Consider the following 23,273-nt stretch of genomic DNA (forward strand, 5'->3'; position numbering starts at 1 on the left):
ACTTATCCGAATTGCTTAAAGACACCGTTTTTTGCCTGGTGGCAATAGCGTTGTGGAACCACCTGACTCCATGCCGAACTCAGAAGTGAAACGCAACTGCGCCGATGATAGTGTGGGGCTTCCCCATGTGAAAGTAGGTCACTGCCAGGCACCCAATAAGAAGGCCCTGCTCTAACGAGCGGGGCCTTTTTGCATTCCTCGCACACTAAACTGACCGGCTTTGGCATGGGGAAGCAGGTAGAAAGCGCGCCTTTGGCGCAACAAACCCCATGTGTAAGTAGGTGAGGCGCAGCGCGCCGAACGCCAGGCTTCGATGCCGCCTCTGGTGTTGGCTCCTACTCACCACGCGCACTGATTTATCCTTAAACACAATTCTTAGTGACTGACCTCCTCACCAGCCCACTGGGTGGGGGTGAACATGACGTTTTTGGCAAACCAGCGGTTTGTGTCATGTGAACGCGGAGAGTTTACTCGTAGCTGATTGTCCAGCGAGCAGCACAGCTGCCCGCGCTCCGCAGGCTCGAAGCGTTGCTTCTCGAAACCCCTGCTCCACCCCCATGTGAAAGGCTTCGCGGCGACTAAAAATACTGATTCTTGAAGCGACAGTTACTAAATCCGTAAAACAGCTAAGAGCAGAACCCCCTAAGACTTCGTCTCAGTAAGCTTTCAATTTACAGCGAAACTCCAGCGCTACCAAATCACGCTTACTACGTCTGTATGCATTAAATCTGGATAGTACCGGGTTGGGGAGTTCATCTCGGATCTCACACCCAAGCTCAATGTACAGCGCTGCGAGCTGAGGGTGACAAAAGCAGTAACAAGCTCCTTCCTCAACATGTTGTAGCACGTGAGATATCAGCAGACTTGCAACTCCTTGTTGACGGAATGCTGGCGCTACCACTACCCCACTCAATAGCCAGTATTTGCCATCGATAGCTCTAAGCTTAGCGGCGGCGATGATGGCTCTATGATCGTTACGTGCAATGAACACGCGCTCATCGCGTCTAGGGACGGCGGATTTGTAGAATTGTTGGTAGAGCGGCTTTACCAAGGCGAGCTGCTCACGGCTGAGCTCTTCAAGGGCTGCACTCGGTGTTGGTAGTCGCGACATCAGTAACAGAAGAATTATCTAGGTCTTACAATTTTATAGCGGAGGGTTAGCAAAGGAAATGGAGTGCGATCTTTTGCTTGAACTGCTCACTAAGGGGAACCAGAGTTGGCTTTGCTGATAATGATGTTATTTTCATCTTCAACAGATACCAGTTGCAATACATCACCTGCTTAGATTAAATAATCAAAAAAATATCTAAGAATGGAAATCGTGTCCTCTCAATATCAGAAACGACAACAGCTTTTAAAAGAGCGTACCGAAACAAAAACTGGGTTAGCGGCTATCGAACATCTACACCATGGTATGGAAGTCACCATTGAGCTAGTCACTGCGATTGGCCAGCGGATGAAAACCACCACCGTGTTTATTGGCTCCAACGATCAACTCAATCAACTTTATTTCTCACTTCCTGAGGTGACCAAGAAAGACCTCGAAGAGTTCTTCTTACAGCAAGTCTGGGTGGTTGTTACCGCGACCTGCGGCCAAGGTGAAGGGATGATGGTGCGCTTCAAGAGCCGTATCAGCCATGTGCTTACCCAGCCTCTGGGTCTGTTTGTTTTGCCAATGCCACAGCAAGCACAGGTCTGCAGTTTACGCGATGAAGTGCGTTATAACTTTGAAGCCTTGGGTTACATAAAAGTGGCGGATCGCCAGGTGGAGGTGAGGGTTCAGGATCTCTCGGCTAACGGCTGTCGTATTAGCTATGGCGGTATTGCACCGGTACTAGCGATAGATGAGAACATCTCGCTGATGGTGAGCCACGCCTATACCCAGGTTCAGTACAAGCTAAGCGGTCTTATTAAGAACCAGCAGCGAGTACGTGGCCAACAACAATATGGCATTCAGCTGGACAGTGAAGGCGCGGCGCAAGCGAAACAACTGTTAGCCCAGTTGACCTTTAAAGGCACCAAGCTGAGCTTTATTCGCCGCGCTCAATCAGAAGCCGAGTCCGGCTAGCTCTAAAGCCCGAGTACATTTAAAGAGGCCAACACATACAGGCCGATGCTGGTTGTTATCGCACTAGCCAAGGTGGTCATCGCGACAATCTCACCAGCCATCGCCCCTTGGTCGGTCATTTGATCGGCCATTACATAGCTGGCTGCCGCGCTAGGTGAAGCCATCATCATGAACAATATCCCGATGTCTTGGCCTTCAAAATGCATCAGCAGGCCGATAATGACAGCGGAGGCCGGCAGAAGCACCAATTTGTAGGCGCTGGCCCAGGCGACTGGGACTAGATTGCTTTGGAAGCTACGCCATTGCAGGCCCGCACCAATACAGATTAGCGCTAGGGGTAGCGTGATATCACTTAGGTAGCTAAGGGTGGTGTGCATCACCTCTGGGACGGGTAGAGACAGCATCGACCAAATGCTGCCAGCAAAGATGGCTTTCACCAGTGGATTCTTAGCAAGGCTAACAACGAGCCCTCGACCTTGCCCCCCGCCGAGCACTACAATCGCGGCGACATTATACAGCAGGGTAAGCACGGCAAAGAACACTCCAACTTTTGGCAGCACGCTTTCGCCGTAGGCGTTAACCACCATCGCCACACCAATAATCCCAAGGTTTCCACGAAAAGCGCCTTGTACAAATACGCGCAGGCGGCCTTTACGCAACCAACGTCTCCCTACAAAGCTCAGCAGCGCGATAGAGCCCAAGGTTAGCGCAATACCAAAACCGATCAGCTGACGGTCAAAACTCTCGCTCAAGTGAGTGGATGCAGTGCTAAGAAACAGCATCGACGGCAAGCAGATGCGAAACACCAGATCATTACCCGACTTGATAAAGCTTTGATCGAGTCTGCCCAATTGCCGTAGCGCGATACCCAAAGACAGCATAAGAACAATAGGAGCGGTGATCGAAAGTGCGAATAACAGGTTTTGCACGGCGGTAGTAAGCAGGTAAGTGATAGAGGAATAGTACTGTTTTTTTGTGAGCTTACGCAAAGTTTCGCGGTTGTTTGCGAAGGAATAACCCAGTAAACGCTCATCGGGTAAAAAAGCAGCGCTTAGCTGTGGCTGTGAGCTGGCACCATTGTAAAGCCCTTGGTGATGAATTAGCCTGAAGTTGAAGGTTTACAAAAATGCTTGCACGGATTCCCGCTTTGGAGGGCCAATATGGAAGAAAAATCTGCCAGTAAACTGTTCATCCTCGATACCAACGTTCTGCTGCACGAACCCCTCGCCATCTACTCATTTCAAGAACACGACGTTGTTATCCCCATGACAGTGTTGGAAGAACTTGATCGGATCAAGGATCGGCAAAAGGATGTCAGTCGAGATGCACGCATCGCCATCAGGGCCCTCGAAGATGTATTTGCCACCGCATCACCGGAAGAGATTGTCAGTGGGGTTGAGCTGAAGAACGAAGCCGATAATCAGGCCAGCGGTAAGGTCTCGATCTTTCAAGACCATTCGCTCGACAAAAATGTTCAAAGTTTTACCGATGATGAGCCAGATAACCGCATCATCAATGCCGCGTTGTTCTTGCAAGATAGCAAGCAGCCCCGTGAAGTGGTGCTGGTTACCAAAGACATCAATATGCGCCTTAAAGCCAAAGGTGCCGGTTTAAACAAGGTTGAAGATTACCGAACCGATCAGTTGATTGACGATATCCGACTGCTAGCCAAAGGTTTTAACGAACTAGAAGGCAGCTTCTGGGGGCGAGTCAAAGACTGTGACAGTACCACCTCTGGGCGCGATACCTATCATAGCGTTGACGCCGACATCATTGGGCCAAGCTATGTAAATCAATACGTTATCGATGATACCGAAAGCTTTGCAGCGCGGGTGTCTAAGATTGAGAAAGATAAGGTTGAGTTACTCGATTTAGGCTACGAGCGACTGATGGCCAAGCATGCTTGGGGTGTGCACCCGAAGAACATCTATCAGGGAATGGCCTTTGATGCCTTGCTCGATCCCAACATCGATTTGGTGATCCTAACAGGCCCAGCAGGCTCCGGTAAAACCTTGCTGGCGATGGCCTGTGCGCTGGAACTAGTGGTTGAGAAGGGGATCTACGATAAAATCTTGGTAACGCGTAACACGCCAGATATTGCAGAGTCCATCGGCTTCCTACCCGGCACTGAAGAAGAGAAAATGGCGCCATGGTTGGCGGCGATCACCGACACCTTAGAGGTGCTGCACAAACACGACGAGTCGATGGCTGGCTCAATGAACTACATTATGGACAAAGCCAACATACAGTTTAAGTCGGTCAACTTTATGCGTGGACGCAGCATCCAGAACGCCTTTGTTTTTCTGGACGAGTGTCAAAATTTGACGGCTTCCCAGCTGAAAACAATCATTACCAGATGTGGTGAGGGAACCAAGCTGGTATGTTGTGGAAACTTGGCCCAGATCGACAGCAACTACCTGACCGCTGTGACCTCCGGGCTGACCTATATCGTTGAGCGATTCAAGGATTTTGAGGGTAGTGCGAACATCTACCTCAATGGTGTGGTTCGAAGCCGTTTGGCTTCGTTTGCTGAAGAACGACTATAGAAGGTAAATAGAAGGGCGATATGATTCGAGACATTGACAAGCGTACCTTCCAGCGGATGATGATCGATGCTGAGGTGCAAGTAACGAAGGGCAGCGAGCAGGCCTATGGCCTGTGTCGTGACTTAAGTGCGACGGGAATGGCGATTGCCTTGTCGACGCTCAAACTCGCCGAAGGCGATAAGGTTTCAGTGGCTTTGCGTGGTGAAGGCGTTCCTCCGCTGCGCGCCGATGCTACTGTGGTCCGAGTCGATGGCAATGAGTACGCTTTATCTTTTGAATCGGTGAGCTAAGGTTCGTCCTGCCTGATTACCGGCCAGTCCAGCAATACGGTTGTGTACTGGCCGGAACCTATCTTCTGCCTCGTGCCGCTTCCCACTCTGCCTATTGGAAGTTGGGCGGGCCCGGTTGGCTCGATGAGCACCATCGGCCTGCCGGACACATCGATAGTTTCATCGCCCGCCTTTGGGCCGATATCTACTGCTAGTAGCGCATGGTCGTTGAGATACACCATGGCCACCGCGATCCGTGGGTAAGCCTGGCGGATCACTGCTGCCAGCAGGGTGCTCTTGCTGTCACAATCCCCCTGATTGTTGCGAATCACCTGAATCGGGGTCTGGTATCCCTTTCCGCGCTTACCGTCGGCCGATTGCAACTGGTTGTAGGGGATGGCTTGAACGAAGCTCAACATCAAAGCGATATGCTGGCGCATCTCTAGTGCGTTTTCTCCTTCCCCCAAGGTGGCATCCGCCAGCGCTTGGAGGTGGGGCGAACTGAGTTCGGCGAGCTGCTGATGAGATGGGGTGATTCCGCTAATGCCGCCATGCAGCTGTAGCCATTGATAATGATACTGCTGGAAATAGGCTTGGCGTATGCTCGCTTGCTGCAGGCGTAGTTCGGCGAGCAACGCTTGCTTTGCCTCTGCATCCATAGCTGGCCCGCGCAGACTATAGCTTACCGACACATCACTGAGAGTAAACTGAAGCAGCTGCTCGGGTGCTTGCTGTGCCAGCCAGGCGCGCAGCGCATCCATTAGATACTGCTGCCAATGCTCATGCCGGTAGGCCTGATAGCGGGTGAGCTCCCTTGGGTAGTCTCCCAAACTAAAGCTCAAGCTTTGCAGGCTGCGCTGTCCATCGCGCCATTGGTAGCTGTACTGCTGCCCCTTACGTTCAAAACGTAGCTGCTCAGCATGGGGTGTTGATAGCAGCGAGGCCGCTATCAACAGTAAGCCTGTTTTTAACCGAGAGGTGCTAGCCATTTAGCCCTCGTTTTGCTGTTTTTGCTTGGCGACTTGCTCTGCCCGGTAGATATGGTTGAGCACATGTACAAAAGCTAAGGCCGAGGCCTGCACGATGTCGGTGGCCAGACCCATGCCGTGGTAGCGGCGTCCTTGATAGTTGGCCACGATATTGGCCTTGCCCAGCGCATCTTTAATATCGGCTTTTTTCGCCGCGTTGCTGCCGCCACCTGCTGCCTCGATGGTGTAATCATCGATCTTGATGTCGTAGCCGGTTAGTTTACGCAAGCAGCGGTATGCCGCATCGATAGGGCCGTTGCCGGTGCCAGCTTCCAGCATCACCTCCTCGCCCGCGCGCAGTTGTACGGTAGCGGTAGATACTACGTCTGAGCCGCTTTGCGCCGATAGATACTCGAGGGTGAAATGGTCGGGCTCGCTCTGCAGGTTGTTGAAGAACACCAGCGCCTCAAGGTCGTAATCAAATACCTGCCCTTTGCGATCCGCGAGCTTGAGAAACTCAGCGTACAGCTCATCGAGATCGTAGTCTTTGTCGTTATAGCCCAGCTCTTCCATGCGGTGCTTGATCACGTGGCGGCCCGAGCGAGAGGTCAGATTTAGCGTGTTTTTGTTAAGGCCAATACTCTCTGGCGTCATGATCTCGTAGGTGTTTTGGTTTTTCAGCATGCCATCTTGGTGGATCCCCGAGGAGTGGGAGAAGGCATTGCTACCGACAATCGCTTTGTTGGCTTGGATCGGCATGTTACACAGCTGACTGACCAACTGGCTGGTGCGAGAGATCTCTTTGGCGTTGATGTTGGTGCTGAGTTTGTTGAGATACTGGCTGCGGGTGTTGAGGATCATCGCCACCTCTTCCAGCGAACAGTTACCGGCGCGCTCGCCGATGCCGTTCACGGTACATTCGATCTGGCGCGCTCCTTGTTCAACCGCGGCAATCGAGTTGGCTACCGACAGTCCGAGGTCGTCGTGGCAGTGCACCGAGATCACTGCTTGGTCGATATTCGGTACTTGCTCAAACAAGGTACCGATGATCCCACCAAACTCGCTCGGCACCGTATAGCCCACGGTATCGGGAATATTAATGGTACTTGCACCTGCGCGAATCGCCGCTTCTACCATGCGACAGAGGTTGTCGATGGGGGTGCGGCCGGCATCTTCACAGGAAAACTCTACGTCATCGGTGTAGTTGCGCGCGTGCTTAACTGCGCCGACCGCCATCTCCAGTACGTCGTCGAAGGAGCGGCGTAGCTTGCTCTCCACATGTACCGTGGAGGTGGAGATAAAGGTATGAATACGAAACGCTTCGGCTACTTTAAGCGCCTCTGCGGCCACATCGATATCTTTCTTCAGGGCGCGCGACAGGGCACACACCCGCGAGTTTTTAATCTGCCGCGCAATGGCTTGCACCGACTCAAAGTCGCCTGGGGAGGAGATGGGAAAGCCCACTTCCATGATGTCGACACCGAGGCGCTCCAGCGCCAATGCGATTTGCAGTTTCTCTTTCACGGTTAGGCTGGCAGCCAGCGCTTGCTCACCATCGCGTAGGGTTGTGTCGAATATAAATACACGCTCAGACATATTAGATCCTTGTCCATTGAACCGCGCGGCTAGGTCGCGGGCAGCATTCAATGCTGAAATCGAAGTAGCTCATGCTACCTGCTTAGCGCCATTCAGCTCAAGTTCAGTCGATTGAACTGTTTCGCAGAACGTCTACTTTGTCATCAATTTGTCGCACTACTGTCATCTGCGGGCAACGCCCTTAAGTGAAATTTAGTCTGAAGAACAAAGATAAAGGAACGTGTCTATGTTGCAGTTGTTAACTCGCTGGGACTATGCCATTTCAACACATTGCTTGAGCCACCGCTTTAACCATCAGGTGGCAAAGGTCGCGCGGGTGGTGTCGCACTCGGGCGATGGCTACCTGTACGTGGTGCTGGCCGTATTGATTGGCTTTACCGAGCAAGCCCAAGCGTTCCTGTCGTTAGCGCTTCCTGCCTATGCCATTGAGCTGGCCAGCTACGTGTTGCTCAAGCAGGTGTTTCGCCGTAACCGCCCACAATCGCTGCCGGTGTTTATCCGTCCCAGCGATAAGTTCAGCTTCCCCTCCGGCCACAGTGCAGGCGCCTTTGTGATGGCGAGCTGCATTGCCCATGTCTTCCCGGCATGGAGCGCGTTGGCCTTTACTTGGGCGATCTTGATCGCCTGTTCTCGAGTGCTGCTCGGGGTCCACTTTATTAGCGATGTTGTGGCGGGCGCCAGCCTTGGCCTGATGGTCGTTTACTGTTTGCTTTAATCAAGGAATACCAAGGAATGCGAGTACTCTACGGTGTACAAGGAACCGGGAATGGGCACATCACCCGGGCGCGCCTAATGTGTAAGGCGTTGCGTAACGCTGGCATCAAGGTTGATGTGATCATGTCCGGACGGGTGGGCGAGCGCCCCGATGTACCGGAGTTTGGCGATTACAAACAGTACAAAGGGATCACCTTCTACCACAGCAACGGCAAGATTGACCGCCTGAAGACGGCTCGAGAGCTGTCACTAGGACAAGCTTGGCGCGATATGGGTAAGCTCAACCTCGACCGTTATGAAATGCTGATCAACGACTTTGAGCCACTCACCGCTTGGGCCGCTAAACGCCACGGCCTGCCGAGTGTCTCGGTGTCGCATCAAGCGGCGTTTACCCAAAATATTCCTACTCGTGACATGGGGACTTTCAACCGACTATTGGCCCATCACTATGCGCCTTGCCAACATGCCTTGGGAGTACATTGGTATCACTTCCAGCAAGAGATCTTGCCGCCGATCATCGAGCCGATGGAACAGGTGACCAGCGATGGTTCGATTCTGGTTTACCTGCCCTTTGAAGAGCTACAAGAAGTGATCTTCTTGTTGCAGCGTTTCAGTCGCTACCAGTTTAAGTGCTTCCACCCCGCTATTAAGAATAAGGAACAGTCAGACAACGTGATGCTGCACCCGATAGACCGCCGCGGGTTCTTGAAGGCGCTGGCTGGCTGCAGTGGGGTGTTCTGTAATGCCGGCTTCGAGCTGCCCTCGGAAGCGATGGCCGCCGGTAAGAAGCTATTGGTCAAGCCACTGCATGGCCAGTTTGAACAGGTGACCAATGCCTACACTTTGCAAAGCTTGGGCTTGGCCTCGGTACTGCAAAGCTTGGAGCCTTTCACGGTTGACGCCTGGCTGCAGCAAGACCAAGCAGAACCGGTGATCTTCCCGGATGTGTCGGCGTTCTTGGCCAATCGGATTAAAGATGGCACCTGGCAAGACACCGAGTTGCTGAGCCAGCAGCTATGGCAACAGGTCAGCTATCCATCGGCTACCCAGCTAGTGATTAACGATATTGAGAGCGGTGTTGAGGCAGAATCCACGGCATTGTCTAAAATTAGGCTGACTAGCTAAAACCACCTTGCATGGAGGATGCAAATGCGTTTTTACAATGAAGATGGCGAAGCCATGGATATCGCAGATAACCTGACATTGAAAGAACTCAATGACATGGGAATCAGCGTGTCGCTCAGCGAAGATGACGACCCAGAGCAGCAGATTTGGCTGTCTGACGAAGACGAATAAACGCTAACAGCCCAAAATCGACCCATTACTAACCGAGAGCAGCCACTGCTCTCGGTTTTTTATGTTCTAGGCTGGCTGTTTTTTAGACATGCTCAGCATAAAGCCCTGACCAAAGATAAAAGCATAGACGTTTGGGTAGTATAAAAGTTAAGCTGGGCGCAAGGGTCACAACCCTCAGGCCAAGCCCCCCTTGGTCTACAACACAACATGCAATAAATAATAAAGCCTGGAGGCTGAACACATGGAGAAGTTATCCGGCGCCGAAATGGTTGTCCGCAGCTTACAGGACCAGGGAGTAAAACATATCTTTGGTTACCCTGGCGGTTCTGTATTAGATATCTACGACGCGCTGTTCGACAGTAGCGATATTGAACACATCTTGGTCCGTCACGAGCAAGCTGCCGTCCACATGGCGGATGGTTATGCTCGCGCCACTGGTGAAGTCGGTACGGTCTTGGTCACCTCGGGACCAGGCGCTACCAACACCATTACTGGTATTGCCACCGCTTACATGGACTCGATCCCCCTCGTTGTCCTATCTGGCCAGGTCCCAACCTCGTTGATTGGCCAGGACGCGTTTCAGGAGACCGATATGATCGGTGTCTCTCGTCCGGTGGTTAAACACAGTTTCTTGGTCAAGAAGGCAGAAGACATTCCTGAGGCGATTAAGAAGGCCTATCACATAGCCGCGACCGGTCGTCCCGGCCCGGTGGTCATCGACCTGCCTAAAGATGTGCAAAACCCGCTGCTGAAATTTCCCTATGAATACCCGAAATCCGTCAGCATGCGCTCTTACAACCCTCGTCTGACTGGCCACAAAGGTCAGATCAAGCGTGCAGTGAAAGCGCTGGCTGAAGCGAAACGCCCGGTATTGTACATCGGTGGTGGTGCCATCATCGCCGACGCCGGCGAGCAGATCATGCAGCTGGCCAATCGCTTTAACCTGCCAGTGACCTCAACCCTGATGGGCTTGGGCGCGTATCCGTCTACCGATAAAAACTTCCTCGGTATGCTCGGGATGCACGGCACCTACGAAGCCAATATGAGTATGCATAACAGCGACCTTATCTTCGCTGTTGGTGCGCGCTTCGACGACCGGGTAACGAACAACGTTGCCAAGTTCTGTCCGAATGCCACCATCATGCATATCGATATCGACCCTACCTCTATCTCGAAGACGGTGGTTGCTGATATCCCCATCGTGGGCTCGGTAGAACTGGTTCTAAACCAAATGCATGAGTGCATTGAAGAGATTGGCGCGGGTAACGATGCCGACGCCATCGACGCCTGGTGGCAGAGCATCGCAGAGTGGCGTGGCCGCAACTGTTTGAGCTATCAAACCGGCGAGCAGATTAAGCCACAGCAGGTGATTGAGAGCCTGTACAAAGCGACTGATGGCGATGCCTATGTGGCATCGGATGTTGGCCAACACCAGATGTTCGCTGCGCTTTACTACCCCTTCGATAAACCGCGTCGCTGGATTAACTCCGGTGGTCTCGGCACCATGGGCTTTGGCTTCCCAGCGGCGATGGGCGTGAAACTGGCGCACCCTGATGCAACGGTCGTCTGCGTAACCGGTGATGGCTCTATTCAGATGAATATTCAAGAGCTGTCCACCTGTTTGCAATACGGTATCCCGGTGGTGATTGTGTCACTGAACAACCGCTCATTGGGCATGGTGAAGCAGTGGCAGAAGATGTTCTACGGTGGCCGACAGTCACACTCCTACATGGAGTCGGTGCCAGACTTTGTGAAGCTGGCAGAGGCCTATGGCCATGTTGGCATCAAGGTGGATCACCCGAGCGAGCTTGAAGAAGCGATGCAGCGGGCCATCAGCATCAAAGACAGAGTGGTGTTCATGGACATCATGGTGGATCCGGAAGAGCATGTGTACCCCATGCAGATTAAGACCGAATCGATGAAGGACATGTGGTTAAGCAAAACGGAGAGAACCTAATGAGGCGCATTATTTCAGTACTGTTAGAGAACGAAGCTGGCGCCTTGTCTCGGGTTACCGGCCTGTTTTCCCAACGCGGGTTTAACATCGAGTCGTTGACGGTAGCGACCACCGAGGATCCAACGCTGTCGCGGATGACCATCACCAGCTTTGGCGATGAGCGAATCACCGAGCAGATCACCAAGCAACTGAATAAGTTGGTGGACGTGCTCAAGGTGCAAGAGCTGACCGAGGCGGATTTCGTGGAACGCGAGATCATGCTGGTTAAGGTCCGCGCCAGCGGTAGTGCCCGTGAGGAAGTGATCCGCACCTGCGATATCTTCCGTGGCCAGATCGTTGATGTCACCCCAAGCCTTTACGTGATGCAGCTCAGCGGCGACAGCGCTAAGCTGGATGCCTGCATTAGCACGTTGTCACAATCCACCGAGATCGTGGAAGTGGTGCGCAGTGGTGTGTGTGGCATGGGGCGGGGTGAGCGCGCACTTCGTCAGTAGCGCAATTCATCATTAGATTGTGGTAAACTAAGCTAAAGGCCGGAGATTCCGGCCTTTTTCATTTATAGCGCTTTTGCTATCGTGGAAATAATAACCAGCAGCTACAACACAGGGAGCCCGCTTGACCTTCTCGAGACAGATCGTTTTGTTTACGGTTGCCTGTGTATTGGTTGCCTTGCTACTGACCATTAGTGGCGGGGTCATCACCTTTCGTCAGCTGGCGATTAACCAGCAAAAGCATCAGTTTGAATCCGTTGTCAGCCTGATCGATAACCAACTGGGGGTGCAGCCGGAAACCCCGGAGTTCGCCCAGTGGCTGCCAAGCTGGCTGCGCGCTCACAATATTCAGGTACTCGATGTCTCCAACCGTGGCGGCAGTATCTATACCTTTCGCGAGCTAAAGTTCACCGGTAACACCGAACAGCTTACCCACTACCAGTACCCTCTGCTGCAGCATCCGGAGTTTATGGTGCAGGTATGGGTGGAAAGCCCACTGAAGCGGCTCAGCTACGAGCCAAGCGCCATTATTGCGATGCTGGGCGGCTTAGTGGTGATCATTGGTGGCTTGCTGGGGGTGTTCTATTGGTCCAAGCGTCTATTGCGCGGGGCCGAACTGCTCGAGGCGCGTGGTAATCGGATTCTGCTAGGGCGCTTGGAACGCGGTCGCTCCAAAGAGTGGCCCGGCGCTGCCAGCAAGGCGCTCGATCAGATGATTAGCGATCTCAAAGAGGCCCGTCAGGAGCGCAGCCGCTTTGACCGGATGATCCGCCAAAATGCCTTTATCGATGAGCTGACCAAACTGAGTAATCGCACCCACTTCCTCAATCAGTTGGAAGCGGAGATTGGCGATGCCGATGCCCACACCGGTGCGGTACTGGTTGTGTATCTCAAGGGCATGGACGACATCAACTACCAATATGCCCGCAGTGAAGGCGATGCCTTGCTTAAACAGTGCGCTGAGCTGCTGCAAAAAGCTACCGCGCGCAATGGCGAGATCAGCTTGTCGCGCTACAGCGGCGATGAGTTTGCTTTGTTGCTGCCACTGTCGACTCAAAATGACGCCGAAGACTTGGCTCACGTTATCTTGCGTGACTTTGAGCGGATCACCTTGCCACCGCTGTGTGAAGCGGAGGACTTCTTCTACATCGGCATCGCAGGCTATCAATACGGTGATAATGCCCAGCTGGTGGTTGAGCAGGCCGAGGATGCGGTGCGGGTTGCCCAGATGCAGGGCAGCAATGGCTGGTATGTGGAAGAGCGGGAGCTTAACTCCGAGCTTACCGGCAAAGGCTCGGTGCGTTGGCGTACCACCTTGCAATACGCACTGGAGCATAAACAGCTGCACTATCAGGCGCAGCCTGTGTTCGATCAAGATGGCCAGATCCACCACCGCGAGCTACTGATCCGCATCCGCAATATGCAGGGGGCAGAGATCAACGCCGGGGTGTTTATGCCTTGGGCTAAGCGCAGTGGTCTGGTTGAGGCCTTCGATATAGAGACGCTCAAGTTTGCCCTTACAGCGGCGGCCAAGCACAAGCAGATACTGGCAATCAACCTAGGGGTTGAGCTGGTGCTGCAAACCCCGGTGATGAAGATGCTGGTTCAGTGGCTGTTTTCCGCGCCGGCCAAGCAGGTCGCGCGATTGGTGATCGAGTTCCGCGAAAACGAGTTGGCAGCTTTAGATGATGCGCAAATGCTGCGACTCAAGGCGCTCAATCGCAAAGGTTTACAGCTGGCGGTGGATAAAGCTGGCCAGCAGGTGCTGAGCACCCAGTACCTGAGTGAGCTATCGCTGGTCTACCTTAAACTCCATCCCAGCTTGGTCCGCGATATTCATCTGCGCCATGTCAATCGCCTGGCAGTCGGCTCGCTGATGGCCAGCTGCGCCGAGCGCACCGAAGTCATCGCTACCGGGGTTGAGCGCAACGAGGAGTGGCGGGTGCTGCAGCGCTTAGGTATCAAATCTGCGCAGGGCCATTGGTTCGGTCGGCCGGAAGCCTTTACTGAGGCGTGAGCTTGTTCTAAGAATACAATGATAATATCTAGCATTTCAGTGATTTATTGCCCGCAACCCGTTATAACTAAAGGTAATTGCGCATGGAGTTAGCGAACTAGAATGAAATTACCTTTCGGGAAGAGGAAAACCGGTACAACTCGTGCGAGTGTCTATATCCGTCCTCAGCTGGTACAGATCATTACCAGTCATAAACCTGATCGCCTGTTTGAGCAAGCCGTTAACTCCCAAGATGAGTGGGCTAGCGCCATCGAAGCGTTGGCCAAAGAGGTGCGTTTGGAGCGGCAATCAGAGATAGTCGTTATCCTCAGTAGCCAGCTCTATCAGCAACTACAGGTAGAAAAGCCGAGTGTGCCTGATGAGGAGCTAGCCAGCGCCGTGCCTTGGGCGATTAAGGACATGGTGGCTGAATCGGTGACTGACTTGGTAGTGGACTACTACGATGCGCCTACTCCGCCGATGGGTGGTGCCAAGCTGAACGTGGTCTGTGTGCGTCGACCATTAATTCAGCGTTTGGTGGATTGCTTCCAGCATAACGGTTGGGCACTAACCGGCATTACCACTGAATCGCTAGCAGTGGCCAGCGCCGAGGCCCCTTCTGAGCATTGTCTGATGCTGGTGTGGCAAGTGACAGGCTCTGAGCTTGAGCTGCTGGTACTGAAAGACGGACAGATCTTTTTCAGTCGTCACCTGCGGGCCTTCTCTCGCATTGCACAACTGCAGGAAATAGAGTTCAGCCAAGACTACTTTGACAGCTTAAGCCTTGAGCTGCAGCGCTCCATCGATTTTATTACCGCCTCGCTGAAACAGCCGGATGTTAGCCAGATCCACCTATCGCTGCCCACCCGTTTTGGCGATCACATTGTGGAGCTGTTGCAAGCCAACCTCAGTGCCAAGGTGTCGCTACTAGAGCACGCCCATATCAGCGAACCCGAGCAGTTCGATCATCTGCCGCTACTGGGCGCCTTGCAAAGCGAGGTGCTGCCATGAAGCTAAGAGTCAATCTCTATACGCCGGAGTTTCATCCTCAGCCGGAGCGTCTATCGCTCAAGCAGGTGCTAGCGATTTGGTTGCTATTGCTGGTGGCTATGGTTGGCTGGGGTTATCTGGAGATGCAAGAAGGCCGTCAGCTGGCGGCTGAAAGAGATGTGCAGCAGCAGCGGGTCGACTCTTCCCAGCAAAACATTAATCAGCTCAATCAGGCGATAAACAGTCGTACCCTGGACCCGCGCCTGCAACAGCTGGTAGAAGCCGGCCAAGAAGAGCTGCGGGTCAAGCGCCTACTCAGCCAGCGGCTGCAGGGGAACAACTACGCCAGTGGTGGCTTCTCCGAGGCGTTTCAAGCCTTGGCGACCATCTCCCAGCAACAGCTATGGCTCAGTCAAATCACTATCAACGATGGCCGCATGTCCTTACTGGGCTTTGCCCAAGACAGCGAGCTGGTGCCACGTTGGGTGAATCAGTTTGCTGACTATCCTGCACTGTCTCAGCAAGGTTTTGCCGCGATGCAGCTGTATCGCGAAGAGCCTTATCTGCGCTTTGAGTTGCACGGTACTTTGCCAACACCGCAGGGGGCGCAATGATCGAGCAGTTACAAGAGCGCTACTCCAGCCTCAGCATTCGCGAAAAGGTGCTGATTGCCATCGTCGGCTTGGTGCTGATTGCCTTGCCGATGTACACCTTCTGGATTGAAGTGGTGCAAAAGGACAACCAAGCGATTGAGCGGCAACTGGCTCAACTGCAGCAGCAGTACCAAACTAATGAGCAGGCGATGAGTGCCCTGCAACTGCGTTTGCGCGAGGACCCAAACCAGAAGCTCTCAGAGCAATTGATGGCCTTGCAAAGCGATATCAAGCTTATCGATGAGCAGTTGGCCGAGAAGCAATCAGGTCTGATCCCCGTGTCCAAGATGGCTGCAGTGCTGGAGCAGCTGTTAAAACAAAGCCCCGGGGTGAGCCTGCTCAGTATGCAGTCTTTGGCTCCTACGCCGCTGCTAAATGAGCTGGAGGCTAAACCGGGCGAGCCGAACTTTTATCGCCATGGGATACGCATTGAGCTGGAAAGCGACTACTTCTCCTTGCTGGGCTACCTGCGCAAGGTAGAAGACTTACAGCAAGGTTTTTTATGGATGCTGATCGACTATCAAGTAGAGCAGCATCCACAGGCGAAGGTGATGATTGAGATTTACACCTTAAGCACAGCGAGGAACTTCATTGGTGCGTAATTGCTGGTTATTTATCAGCTTGCTGATAACAGGGATGGTGAACGCCAATCCGCTAAACGATCCCACCCGGCCGCCAGGGGCCAGAACGGTGGCGGCTGCGAGTTCTGAGCAGCAAAGCCTGCCTAGCTTGCAGGCGGTGTTCGTCGGCGAGCAAGCGGGGGCGATCCTCAATCAGCAGTACCTCGCACTGGGCGAGACGCGCAATGGTTATCGACTCCAGCGGGTGGAAGCAGACGCCGTGGTGGTGCTGTTCAACAGCCAACAATACAGACTTCGATTGGATAGGGTGTCAGTTATCGAGACGGCGCCAAAGGGTAATGAGCAATGATAAGAAATTGGATGCTGCTAGTGATCTGCTGCACGGTGATGGCCGGATGTCAGTCGACCTCCCGGCCCGATCCGGTGTCGGCTAAGCAGGCGTTGGACGAAGCGCAGCAACAATCGACCGCCTCGATTGCACCGCCTCCGTTAAGCGCTGAGATTCAGGCGGAGCTGATGCCAGAGCTGGCGGTCGGCCAGGCTGACCTGCTGCAGGTGGAGCGACGCTTCGATGTGAATGCCCGCAATGTGGAAGCGAAGAGCTTTTTCACTGCGTTGGTGAAAGGCTCCAGCTTGAATATCGCGGTTCACCCCGGGGTAGAAGGGCGTATTACCCTAAAGCTTAAAGAAGTCACCCTAGAAGAAGCGCTAGACGTGGTGCGCGACATCTATGGCTACGATGTACAGCGCCGTGGCCGTATTTTGCATATCTATCCGGCTGGAATGCGCATCGAGACTATTCCGCTGAATTACCTGATGTTGGAGCGCAATGGCTTCACCCGCACCCGAGTAAACTCGGGTGGGATCACCGATAATACCAGCGACAGCAGTTACAGCAGCAGTTCTGATTCGTCTTCATCATCATCGTCATCCAGCACGAGCAGCAGTGATAGCTTTAATGGCTCAGAGATTGAGTCATCCACTAAGACGCATTACTGGGTCGAACTGGAAAATACACTACGGGGGATGATTGGGGCGAGTACCAGCCGTGACAGTAGCGCCTCTGCCCAGACCACAGAAGGGCGGATGGTTGTGGTCAGCCCGCAGGCAGGTTTGGTGACGGTGCGCGCTTACCCTGATGAAATCCGGATTATTCGTGATTTTCTGCAACGCTCAGAGCAGCAGTTGCAGCGTCAGGTCATCCTTGAAGCGAAGATCATTGAAGTGGTGCTAAGTGATGATTATCAACAAGGTGTGAGTTGGAGTGTTGGTGATTTAGTTAACTCTGAGAGTGGCAGGGGTGAGTCCGGCAGCGTACTTGGCACAACACCGGTTGTGGGCAATGAGATTTCCCAGATCGTTGGTGGGGGCGGAGCCCTTACCATTTCGCGGGGGGATTTCACCGCAGTTGTGAGCTTGCTGGAAACCCAAGGGGACGTGAATGTTCTGTCTAGCCCGCGAATTACTGCTTCCAACAACCAAAAAGCGGTCATTAAGGTGGGCACGGATGAGTACTTTGTGACTGATGTGTCAACCACCACCGTATCGGGTACCAGTACCACGACCACGCCAAGCGTGCAGCTGACTCCGTTCTTCTCTGGGATTGCGCTGGATGTTACCCCACAGATTGATGCCAACGATTCGGTGCTACTGCATGTTCATCCGTCGGTCACCGATGTTTCCGAGCAACGCAAGACCATCAGCTTTGGCACCGATGGCGATGATCTTGACCTGCCACTGGCACAGAGTGATATCCGCGAATCAGATACTGTTATTCGCGCCGACTCAGGTGACGTGGTGGTGATTGGCGGCTTAATGCGAAATAGCCAACAAGAGCTGATATCTCGGGTACCCTTTATCGGCTCTTTGCCGGTGATTGGCGAGCTGTTTACCAGTAAGGCCATTACCAGCGAGAAGACCGAACTGATTATTTTGCTCAAGCCTACCGTGGTCAAGCAAGACACTTGGCAGCAAGAGCTGGAACGCTCGCGTGACCTGCTAAACACTTGGTATCCGGAGCCGTAAGTGGCGATGTATCTCGACTATTTTGGCTTGCAGCACCCGCCCTTTGGTTTAACACCCAACACTGGGTTTTATCAGGGCTTGCAGCCGCATCAGGAAGCTAACGATGTGCTGCAGGTTGCCCTGTCAGAAGGTGAAGGCTTTATCAAGGTTAGTGGCGAGGTGGGCACTGGAAAAACCCTTCTCTGCCGCAAGTTGCTGGTGGATCTGGAACAGAGCTATCGCTTCGCTTACCTGCCTAATCCTACCCTCTCACCCTTGCAGCTTTATCACGCGATTGCCATGGAGCTGGGGCTAGAGTTGGCCGCCGAAGACAACCCTCATACCTTGCTCGACCAACTGCATCGGCGTCTGATCGCGCTAGTCAGTGAAGGCCGCCCGGTGGTGTTGCTGATTGATGAGGCCCAAGCCTTAAGCGATGAGAGCCTCGAGGCAATTCGCCTGCTGGGCAATCTGGAAACCGAGCAACGTAAGCTTATCCAAATCGTATTATTCGGTCAGCCGGAGCTTGACCAGCGGCTGGCCAAAGAGCAGCTGCGCCAACTGCGCCAGCGGATCACCTTTTCCTACAGCCTGCGCCCGCTTAATCGTGACGAGGTGGTTAGCTACTTGCAGCACCGCCTGCATGTGGCGGGGTATCGCGGCGGGGCGATCTTTACCGCCCGATCTTTAGCGGTGCTGACCAAAGCCAGCCGTGGGATCCCGCGCTTGATCAATGTGTTGGCGCATAAGGCATTGATGCTTTGCTTTGGCGAAGGGCAGAAGGTTATCTCGGTAAAAATGATTAAGCAGGCGATCTCTGACACCGAAGACGCCACGCTGCCGCCGCGCAGCGTACTGCTCCCGCTAAGCTTACTTTGCGGCGCTGCCGCAGTGGCATCGGCGCTGGCCATGGGAGTGCTGCGATGAGCGTGATCAACAAAATGCTCAACGATTTAGAGCAGCGCCAGCAAAGCGAGAATCAAGCCATGTCACCGCTAGTGCAAACCGCCAAGCGGCCGCCATGGGTCATGGGCTTGGTGGTGTTGGTTATGCTGATATCGTTGGTGGCAGCTGGTTGGCTGCTTTGGCCAGTGTTCAAGCAGGTGGATATGCCATATAGCGCTGTGGATGTGACTGAGCCAGCACCCGTCACTAACCAGGCACAACCCCTTCAGGCTGACGCTGCTAAAACCGAGGTGCCTGCACAGGCCAGCAACTCGGCCGAGTCCGAGATAGAGCCCGAAACTACGCCCCAGCTCGTTGAAACAGAGGCTACGCCAGCGGATGAAGCCGCGCTGCCTGAGCCTTCCGCTGAAGTGAAAACCACCGCGCTACCAGAGGCTGAGCCGCTATCCGAGCCCTCGCCAGAACCAGCCCCAGAGCCGCAATTTGAGCCGCAAGCAGAGCAAGCGATTGTCGAGCAGCAAGTCGAGCAGCAAGTCGAGCCAGCCATCAAGAGCGTCCCCGAGGCCGAGCCAGAACCAAGCGCTGAGCTTGCCGAATCTGGCCAAGACCCCGCGGAACCAAAGGCTACTGCGCTTGAAGCCCACACCGGCGAGTCGCATATGGAGGTTATCCCTCTAGAGCTGAGCCGTGAGCAGCGGGTCGAGCTGCACCTTAAGCGGGCCTTTAAGGCGATGGAGAAAAACGATACCGAGCAAGCCCGCGAGGAGTTCTCCACGGTATTGCGCCTCGACCCGTCCCAGCACAGCGCCCGTGAGCAGCTGGCAGCGCTGGAGTATGGTCGCCGCCGTGAAGCGCAAGCGATTAGCCTGTTAGAGCAGGGCCTCGAGTTGGATTCCCAACATGTGCCGTTCCGCCTGTTGTTGGCGCGGATTTTTATTCAGCAGCAAAACACCCAGCAGGCGTGGTTCTACCTCAACGGCCATGAGCCAATGGTGCCCGGCAATGTCGACTTCTTTGCCACCAAAGCAGCGCTGGCCCAGCAGCTGGGCTACCAGCAAGATGCGCTGAGCAGTTATCGTCAGCTGGTGCAGTATGAGCCAGATCGCGCGCGCTGGTGGTTTGGTTATGCGCTGGCCAACGACCATCTCGGTCAGTACCTCGAAGCCCACCGAGCCTATCAGCAAGCCAGCTTGCTAGGGCAACTGTCGGAGAACTCGCGACAGTTTGTAGAACAACGAATTCGACAGTTGGAGCAATAGCCATGGTGCAACCCAAACTTCGCATGCGCCTGGGGGACCTGCTGGTTAGCGAGGGCGTGATATCGGAAGAGCAGCTGATGAGTGCGCTCTCCCGCCAGAAGCAAACCGGCCGTAAGCTCGGTGCCACCTTGATTGATACCGGTGTGATCACCGAAGTGCAACTACTCGAGTTTTTGGCGCGCCAGCTAAACATCGCCTTTGTCGACCTCAATCAGTTAAATATCGACGCCAATGTCGCCACCAAGCTTAACGAGGTGCATGCTCGCCGCCTGCGCGCCTTGGTGATTCACCAAGATGGCGATGTGTATACCGTGGCGGTCTCCGACCCGGCCGACCTTACTGGCTTGGATACCCTGTCGGGGCTTCTGTCGCCGTTTGAGATCAAATACGTGGTGGCGCGTGAGTCGCAGTTGGTGGAAGCCTTCGACCGCTACTACCGGCGTACCCGAGAGATTGAGGGCTTCGCCCAAGAGCTAGAAGAAGAGTACGGCGGGGAAGACGATTTTAGTATCGGCCTGGCCGCCGGCGACGATCAAAGCAGCGAAACCACGGTGGTTAAACTGCTGCAATCGCTGTTTGAAGATGCGGTACAGGTCGGTGCGTCGGATATCCATATCGAGCCCGACGAGAAAGTACTGCGCATCCGCCAGCGGGTGGATGGGGTGCTGCAAGAGAGCGTGCTCAACGAGGTGTCGATTGCCGCGGCCATGGTACTGCGTCTAAAGCTGATGTCGGGGTTGGATATCTCAGAGAAACGCCTGCCCCAAGACGGCCGCTTTAACATGAAAGTGCGTGGCCATTCGGTGGATGTGCGTCTCTCCACCATGCCAATCCAAAACGGCGAGTCGGTGGTGATGCGTCTGCTCGACCAAAGCGCTGGGGTGTTGGCGCTGGAGCAAACCGGTATGCCCAGCGATATTATGGAGCGCTTCCGCCGCCAGCTTAAACGCCCCCATGGCATGATCGTGGTGACTGGCCCCACCGGTAGCGGTAAGACCACCACCTTGTATGGCTCGCTCACCGAGCTTAACCAGCCGGGTAATAAGATCATTACCGTGGAAGATCCGGTGGAATACCGGCTGCCACGGATTAATCAGGTGCAAGTGAACAGCAAGATCGGCCTGGATTTCTCCACGGTGCTGCGTACCACCTTGCGTCAAGACCCGGACATCTTGCTGGTGGGGGAGATGCGTGACCAAGAAACCGTTGAGATCGGCCTGCGTGGCGCCTTAACCGGTCACTTGGTGCTGACCACTTTGCACACCAATGATGCCATCACCAGTGCCCTGCGTCTGATTGATATGGGTGCTGCCGGTTATTTGGTTGCCAGCTCGCTACGTGCGGTGCTGGCCCAGCGTCTGGTACGCAAAGTCTGTGACAACTGTAAAACCCCGCGTGCCCTGCAAGCCGATGAAAAGGTATGGCTAGAACACTTGAGCGAGCAAAATCTGTCTCAGGAGAGCTTCGTTCATGGCAAGGGCTGTCAGAGCTGTAACTTCACCGGTTATCGTGGCCGAATCGGCGTATTCGAGCTTCTGGAGCTGGATGAGCCCATGATGGAGGCGCTGCGCAAAGGCGACCCCGATGCCTTCTCTAAGGCCTCCCACGGCTCACCCGGTTACCGACCACTGGCGATGGCCGCTCTGGATTATGCCAAGCAAGGGGTTACCTCGGTCAGTGAGGTACTGCGATTGGTGGAAGAGGTCGATATCTACAGCAAGCTGAACGACGCCGGGGTTGAGCACTAATGCCGGTGTTCGCCTATCAAAGTCGCGACCGCAGCGGTAAAGCGGTCAATGGCACACTGGATGCGGCCAACTCCGCGGCGGTGGCCGATAACCTGCTGCGCCGGGGTCTCACCCCCATCAAGATCGAAGAGTCCAAAGGTGGCGGAGCGGGCTTTGATTTTAGCCGCTTAGCAAGCCTGCTCGAGCGGCAGATTAAGTTAGAAGAGCTGGTAGTGTTTACCCGCCAGATGTATTCGCTCACCAAGGCCGGTATCCCGATTATGCGGGCGATTAATGGCCTGGCGGACACTGCCCACAGTAAGCAGCTTAAGCATGCGCTGGCCGGCGTCGCTGAAGGGCTTGGCAGTGGCCGGGCGCTGTCTACCGCCATGGCAGAGTACCCCAAGGTGTTCTCCCAGTTGTATGTGAGCATTGTGCATGTGGGTGAGAACACCGGTCGCCTCGAAGAAGCCTTCTTGCAGCTGGCGCAATATCTGGAGCTGGAGATGGATACCCGCAAGCGGATTAAGACCGCGATGCGTTATCCGACCTTTGTGATTATCGCCATCACCATTGCGATGGTGGTGTTGAATATTATGGTGATCCCGAAGTTCGCGGAGATCTTCGGCCGCTTTAATGTCGAGCTACCGCTGATGACGCGGATCCTGATCGGCACCTCCAACTTCTTCGTGAACTACTGGCCGCTATTGCTGATTGGCGTGGTGCTGGCGATAGCAGGTTTTCGTTGGTATGTCGGCACCGAAGATGGAGGTTACCGCTGGGATCGCTTTAGGATCAAGATGCCGATTGTCGGCTCGGTGGTTGAGCGTTCATTACTGTCGCGTTTTTCTCGCAGTTTCTCGATGATGTTAAGCGCCGGTGTGGCGCTTAACCAAGCCTTGAGTCTGGTTGCCTCAGCGGTGGACAATGCCTATATGGCCAGCCGGATCCGTGAGATGCGCGCCGGGATTGAGCGCGGTGAGAGCCTGCTGCGAACCGCCAATGCCAGTGAGTTATTTACTCCCTTGGTGCTGCAGATGATCAGTGTGGGGGAGGAAACCGGCCAGGTGGACGAGCTGCTCAAAGAGGCGGCGGAGTTCTATGAGCGCGAGGTGGATTACGATCTTAAAACCCTCACTGCGCGGATTGAGCCGATCTTGATTGGCTTTGTCGCTTTGATGGTACTGGTACTGGCTTTGGGCATCTTTACCCCAATGTGGGACATGATGAACGCGGTGCGCGGAGGCTAGCG

General features: G+C 54.3%; 22 protein-coding genes and 1 rRNA gene. 19 read left to right on the top strand and 4 right to left on the bottom strand.

The genetic code is table 11. From position 1 onward, the window contains the following. Window positions 1-34: 34 nt before the first annotated feature. Window positions 35-150: ribosomal RNA gene (gene rrf, locus G462_RS0116685) — 5S ribosomal RNA — on the top strand. 505 nt (window positions 151-655) lie between these two features. Here rrf and G462_RS25145 read toward each other — a convergent pair. Next, window positions 656-1,111, bottom strand: a complete 456-nt coding sequence (locus G462_RS25145; protein WP_051326812.1) for a GNAT family N-acetyltransferase — start codon at window positions 1,109-1,111, stop codon at window positions 656-658. A 201-nt stretch (window positions 1,112-1,312) separates the two neighbouring features. Here G462_RS25145 and G462_RS0116695 point away from each other — a divergent pair, with 201 nt between their 5' ends. Next, complete coding sequence (locus G462_RS0116695; RefSeq protein WP_026960006.1) at window positions 1,313-2,068, top strand: PilZ domain-containing protein; 756 nt, start codon at window positions 1,313-1,315, stop codon at window positions 2,066-2,068. A 2-nt stretch (window positions 2,069-2,070) separates the two neighbouring features. Here G462_RS0116695 and G462_RS0116700 read toward each other — a convergent pair whose 3' ends face one another. Continuing rightward, on the bottom strand, window positions 2,071-2,919 hold the full coding sequence (locus G462_RS0116700; protein ID WP_169720181.1) for an AEC family transporter: 849 nt from the start codon (window positions 2,917-2,919) through the stop codon (window positions 2,071-2,073). Between the two features lie 309 nt (window positions 2,920-3,228). On the opposite strand from G462_RS0116700, the gene G462_RS0116705 reads away from it, so the two are divergent. Next, window positions 3,229-4,614 (top strand): PhoH family protein, encoded by a 1,386-nt coding sequence (locus G462_RS0116705; protein ID WP_026960008.1) that lies wholly within the window; start codon window positions 3,229-3,231, stop codon window positions 4,612-4,614. Between the two features lie 20 nt (window positions 4,615-4,634). Beyond that, the gene (locus G462_RS0116710) at window positions 4,635-4,904 is read left to right on the top strand and encodes a PilZ domain-containing protein (RefSeq protein ID WP_026960009.1); all 270 of its coding nucleotides are present in this window, start codon (window positions 4,635-4,637) and stop codon (window positions 4,902-4,904) included. Here G462_RS0116710 and G462_RS0116715 read toward each other — a convergent pair. Together G462_RS0116715 and leuA are read right to left on the bottom strand one after the other, a co-directional pair. After that, window positions 4,901-5,872: a hypothetical protein gene (locus G462_RS0116715; RefSeq protein WP_026960010.1), complete on the bottom strand. Its 972-nt coding sequence runs from the start codon at window positions 5,870-5,872 to the stop codon at window positions 4,901-4,903. The genes G462_RS0116710 and G462_RS0116715 overlap by 4 nt on opposite strands. Beyond that, window positions 5,873-7,447, bottom strand: a complete 1,575-nt coding sequence (gene leuA / locus G462_RS0116720; protein WP_026960011.1) for a 2-isopropylmalate synthase — start codon at window positions 7,445-7,447, stop codon at window positions 5,873-5,875. A 226-nt stretch (window positions 7,448-7,673) separates the two neighbouring features. Between leuA and G462_RS0116725 the strand changes: the two genes are divergently transcribed. The 15 genes from G462_RS0116725 to G462_RS0116795 all read left to right on the top strand — a co-directional run bounded on the left by G462_RS0116725 (window position 7,674) and on the right by G462_RS0116795 (window position 23,271). Further along, window positions 7,674-8,162, top strand: a complete 489-nt coding sequence (locus G462_RS0116725) for a phosphatase PAP2 family protein (RefSeq protein ID WP_035478108.1) — start codon at window positions 7,674-7,676, stop codon at window positions 8,160-8,162. A gap of 17 nt (window positions 8,163-8,179) precedes the next feature. Next, window positions 8,180-9,286, top strand: coding sequence for an MJ1255/VC2487 family glycosyltransferase (locus G462_RS0116730; protein WP_026960013.1), 1,107 nt, complete (start codon window positions 8,180-8,182; stop codon window positions 9,284-9,286). A gap of 24 nt (window positions 9,287-9,310) precedes the next feature. Further along, window positions 9,311-9,457, top strand: coding sequence for a hypothetical protein (locus tag G462_RS24690; protein ID WP_169720182.1), 147 nt, complete (start codon window positions 9,311-9,313; stop codon window positions 9,455-9,457). A gap of 241 nt (window positions 9,458-9,698) precedes the next feature. Next, the gene (locus G462_RS0116740) at window positions 9,699-11,414 is read left to right on the top strand and encodes an acetolactate synthase 3 large subunit (RefSeq protein ID WP_026960014.1); all 1,716 of its coding nucleotides are present in this window, start codon (window positions 9,699-9,701) and stop codon (window positions 11,412-11,414) included. After that, the gene (ilvN, locus tag G462_RS0116745) at window positions 11,414-11,908 is read left to right on the top strand and encodes an acetolactate synthase small subunit (RefSeq protein WP_026960015.1); all 495 of its coding nucleotides are present in this window, start codon (window positions 11,414-11,416) and stop codon (window positions 11,906-11,908) included. Before G462_RS0116740 ends, ilvN begins: the two co-directional genes overlap by 1 nt. Before the next feature lie 121 nt (window positions 11,909-12,029). Continuing rightward, entirely contained in the window at window positions 12,030-13,922 is a 1,893-nt protein-coding gene (locus tag G462_RS0116750; RefSeq protein WP_026960016.1) for an EAL domain-containing protein, read from the top strand. A 102-nt stretch (window positions 13,923-14,024) separates the two neighbouring features. Beyond that, the gene (locus tag G462_RS23140; RefSeq protein ID WP_051326814.1) at window positions 14,025-14,912 is read left to right on the top strand and encodes a hypothetical protein; all 888 of its coding nucleotides are present in this window, start codon (window positions 14,025-14,027) and stop codon (window positions 14,910-14,912) included. Then, the gene (locus G462_RS0116760) at window positions 14,909-15,505 is read left to right on the top strand and encodes a hypothetical protein (RefSeq protein ID WP_026960017.1); all 597 of its coding nucleotides are present in this window, start codon (window positions 14,909-14,911) and stop codon (window positions 15,503-15,505) included. The genes G462_RS23140 and G462_RS0116760 overlap by 4 nt, the downstream gene beginning before the upstream one ends. Continuing rightward, on the top strand, window positions 15,502-16,146 hold the full coding sequence (gspM, locus tag G462_RS0116765; protein ID WP_026960018.1) for a type II secretion system protein GspM: 645 nt from the start codon (window positions 15,502-15,504) through the stop codon (window positions 16,144-16,146). The genes G462_RS0116760 and gspM overlap by 4 nt, the downstream gene beginning before the upstream one ends. After that, window positions 16,139-16,474 carry a hypothetical protein gene (locus tag G462_RS23145; RefSeq protein WP_157378656.1) on the top strand — a complete coding sequence of 112 codons (336 nt, stop codon included), beginning with the start codon at window positions 16,139-16,141 and terminating at the stop codon, window positions 16,472-16,474. The genes gspM and G462_RS23145 overlap by 8 nt, the downstream gene beginning before the upstream one ends. Beyond that, the gene (gene mshL / locus G462_RS0116775) at window positions 16,471-18,150 is read left to right on the top strand and encodes a pilus (MSHA type) biogenesis protein MshL (protein WP_035478114.1); all 1,680 of its coding nucleotides are present in this window, start codon (window positions 16,471-16,473) and stop codon (window positions 18,148-18,150) included. Before G462_RS23145 ends, mshL begins: the two co-directional genes overlap by 4 nt. A gap of 6 nt (window positions 18,151-18,156) precedes the next feature. Then, complete coding sequence (locus G462_RS0116780) at window positions 18,157-19,056, top strand: ExeA family protein (RefSeq protein WP_026960020.1); 900 nt, start codon at window positions 18,157-18,159, stop codon at window positions 19,054-19,056. After that, complete coding sequence (locus tag G462_RS0116785; RefSeq protein WP_026960021.1) at window positions 19,053-20,294, top strand: tetratricopeptide repeat protein; 1,242 nt, start codon at window positions 19,053-19,055, stop codon at window positions 20,292-20,294. Before G462_RS0116780 ends, G462_RS0116785 begins: the two co-directional genes overlap by 4 nt. Before the next feature lie 2 nt (window positions 20,295-20,296). Then, complete coding sequence (locus tag G462_RS0116790) at window positions 20,297-22,042, top strand: GspE/PulE family protein (protein ID WP_026960022.1); 1,746 nt, start codon at window positions 20,297-20,299, stop codon at window positions 22,040-22,042. Beyond that, window positions 22,042-23,271: a type II secretion system F family protein gene (locus G462_RS0116795; RefSeq protein ID WP_026960023.1), complete on the top strand. Its 1,230-nt coding sequence runs from the start codon at window positions 22,042-22,044 to the stop codon at window positions 23,269-23,271. Before G462_RS0116790 ends, G462_RS0116795 begins: the two co-directional genes overlap by 1 nt. Window positions 23,272-23,273: the final 2 nt, after the last annotated feature.

Source organism: Aliagarivorans taiwanensis DSM 22990, from assembly GCF_000429505.1.
Lineage (GTDB): Bacteria > Pseudomonadota > Gammaproteobacteria > Enterobacterales > Celerinatantimonadaceae > Aliagarivorans > Aliagarivorans taiwanensis.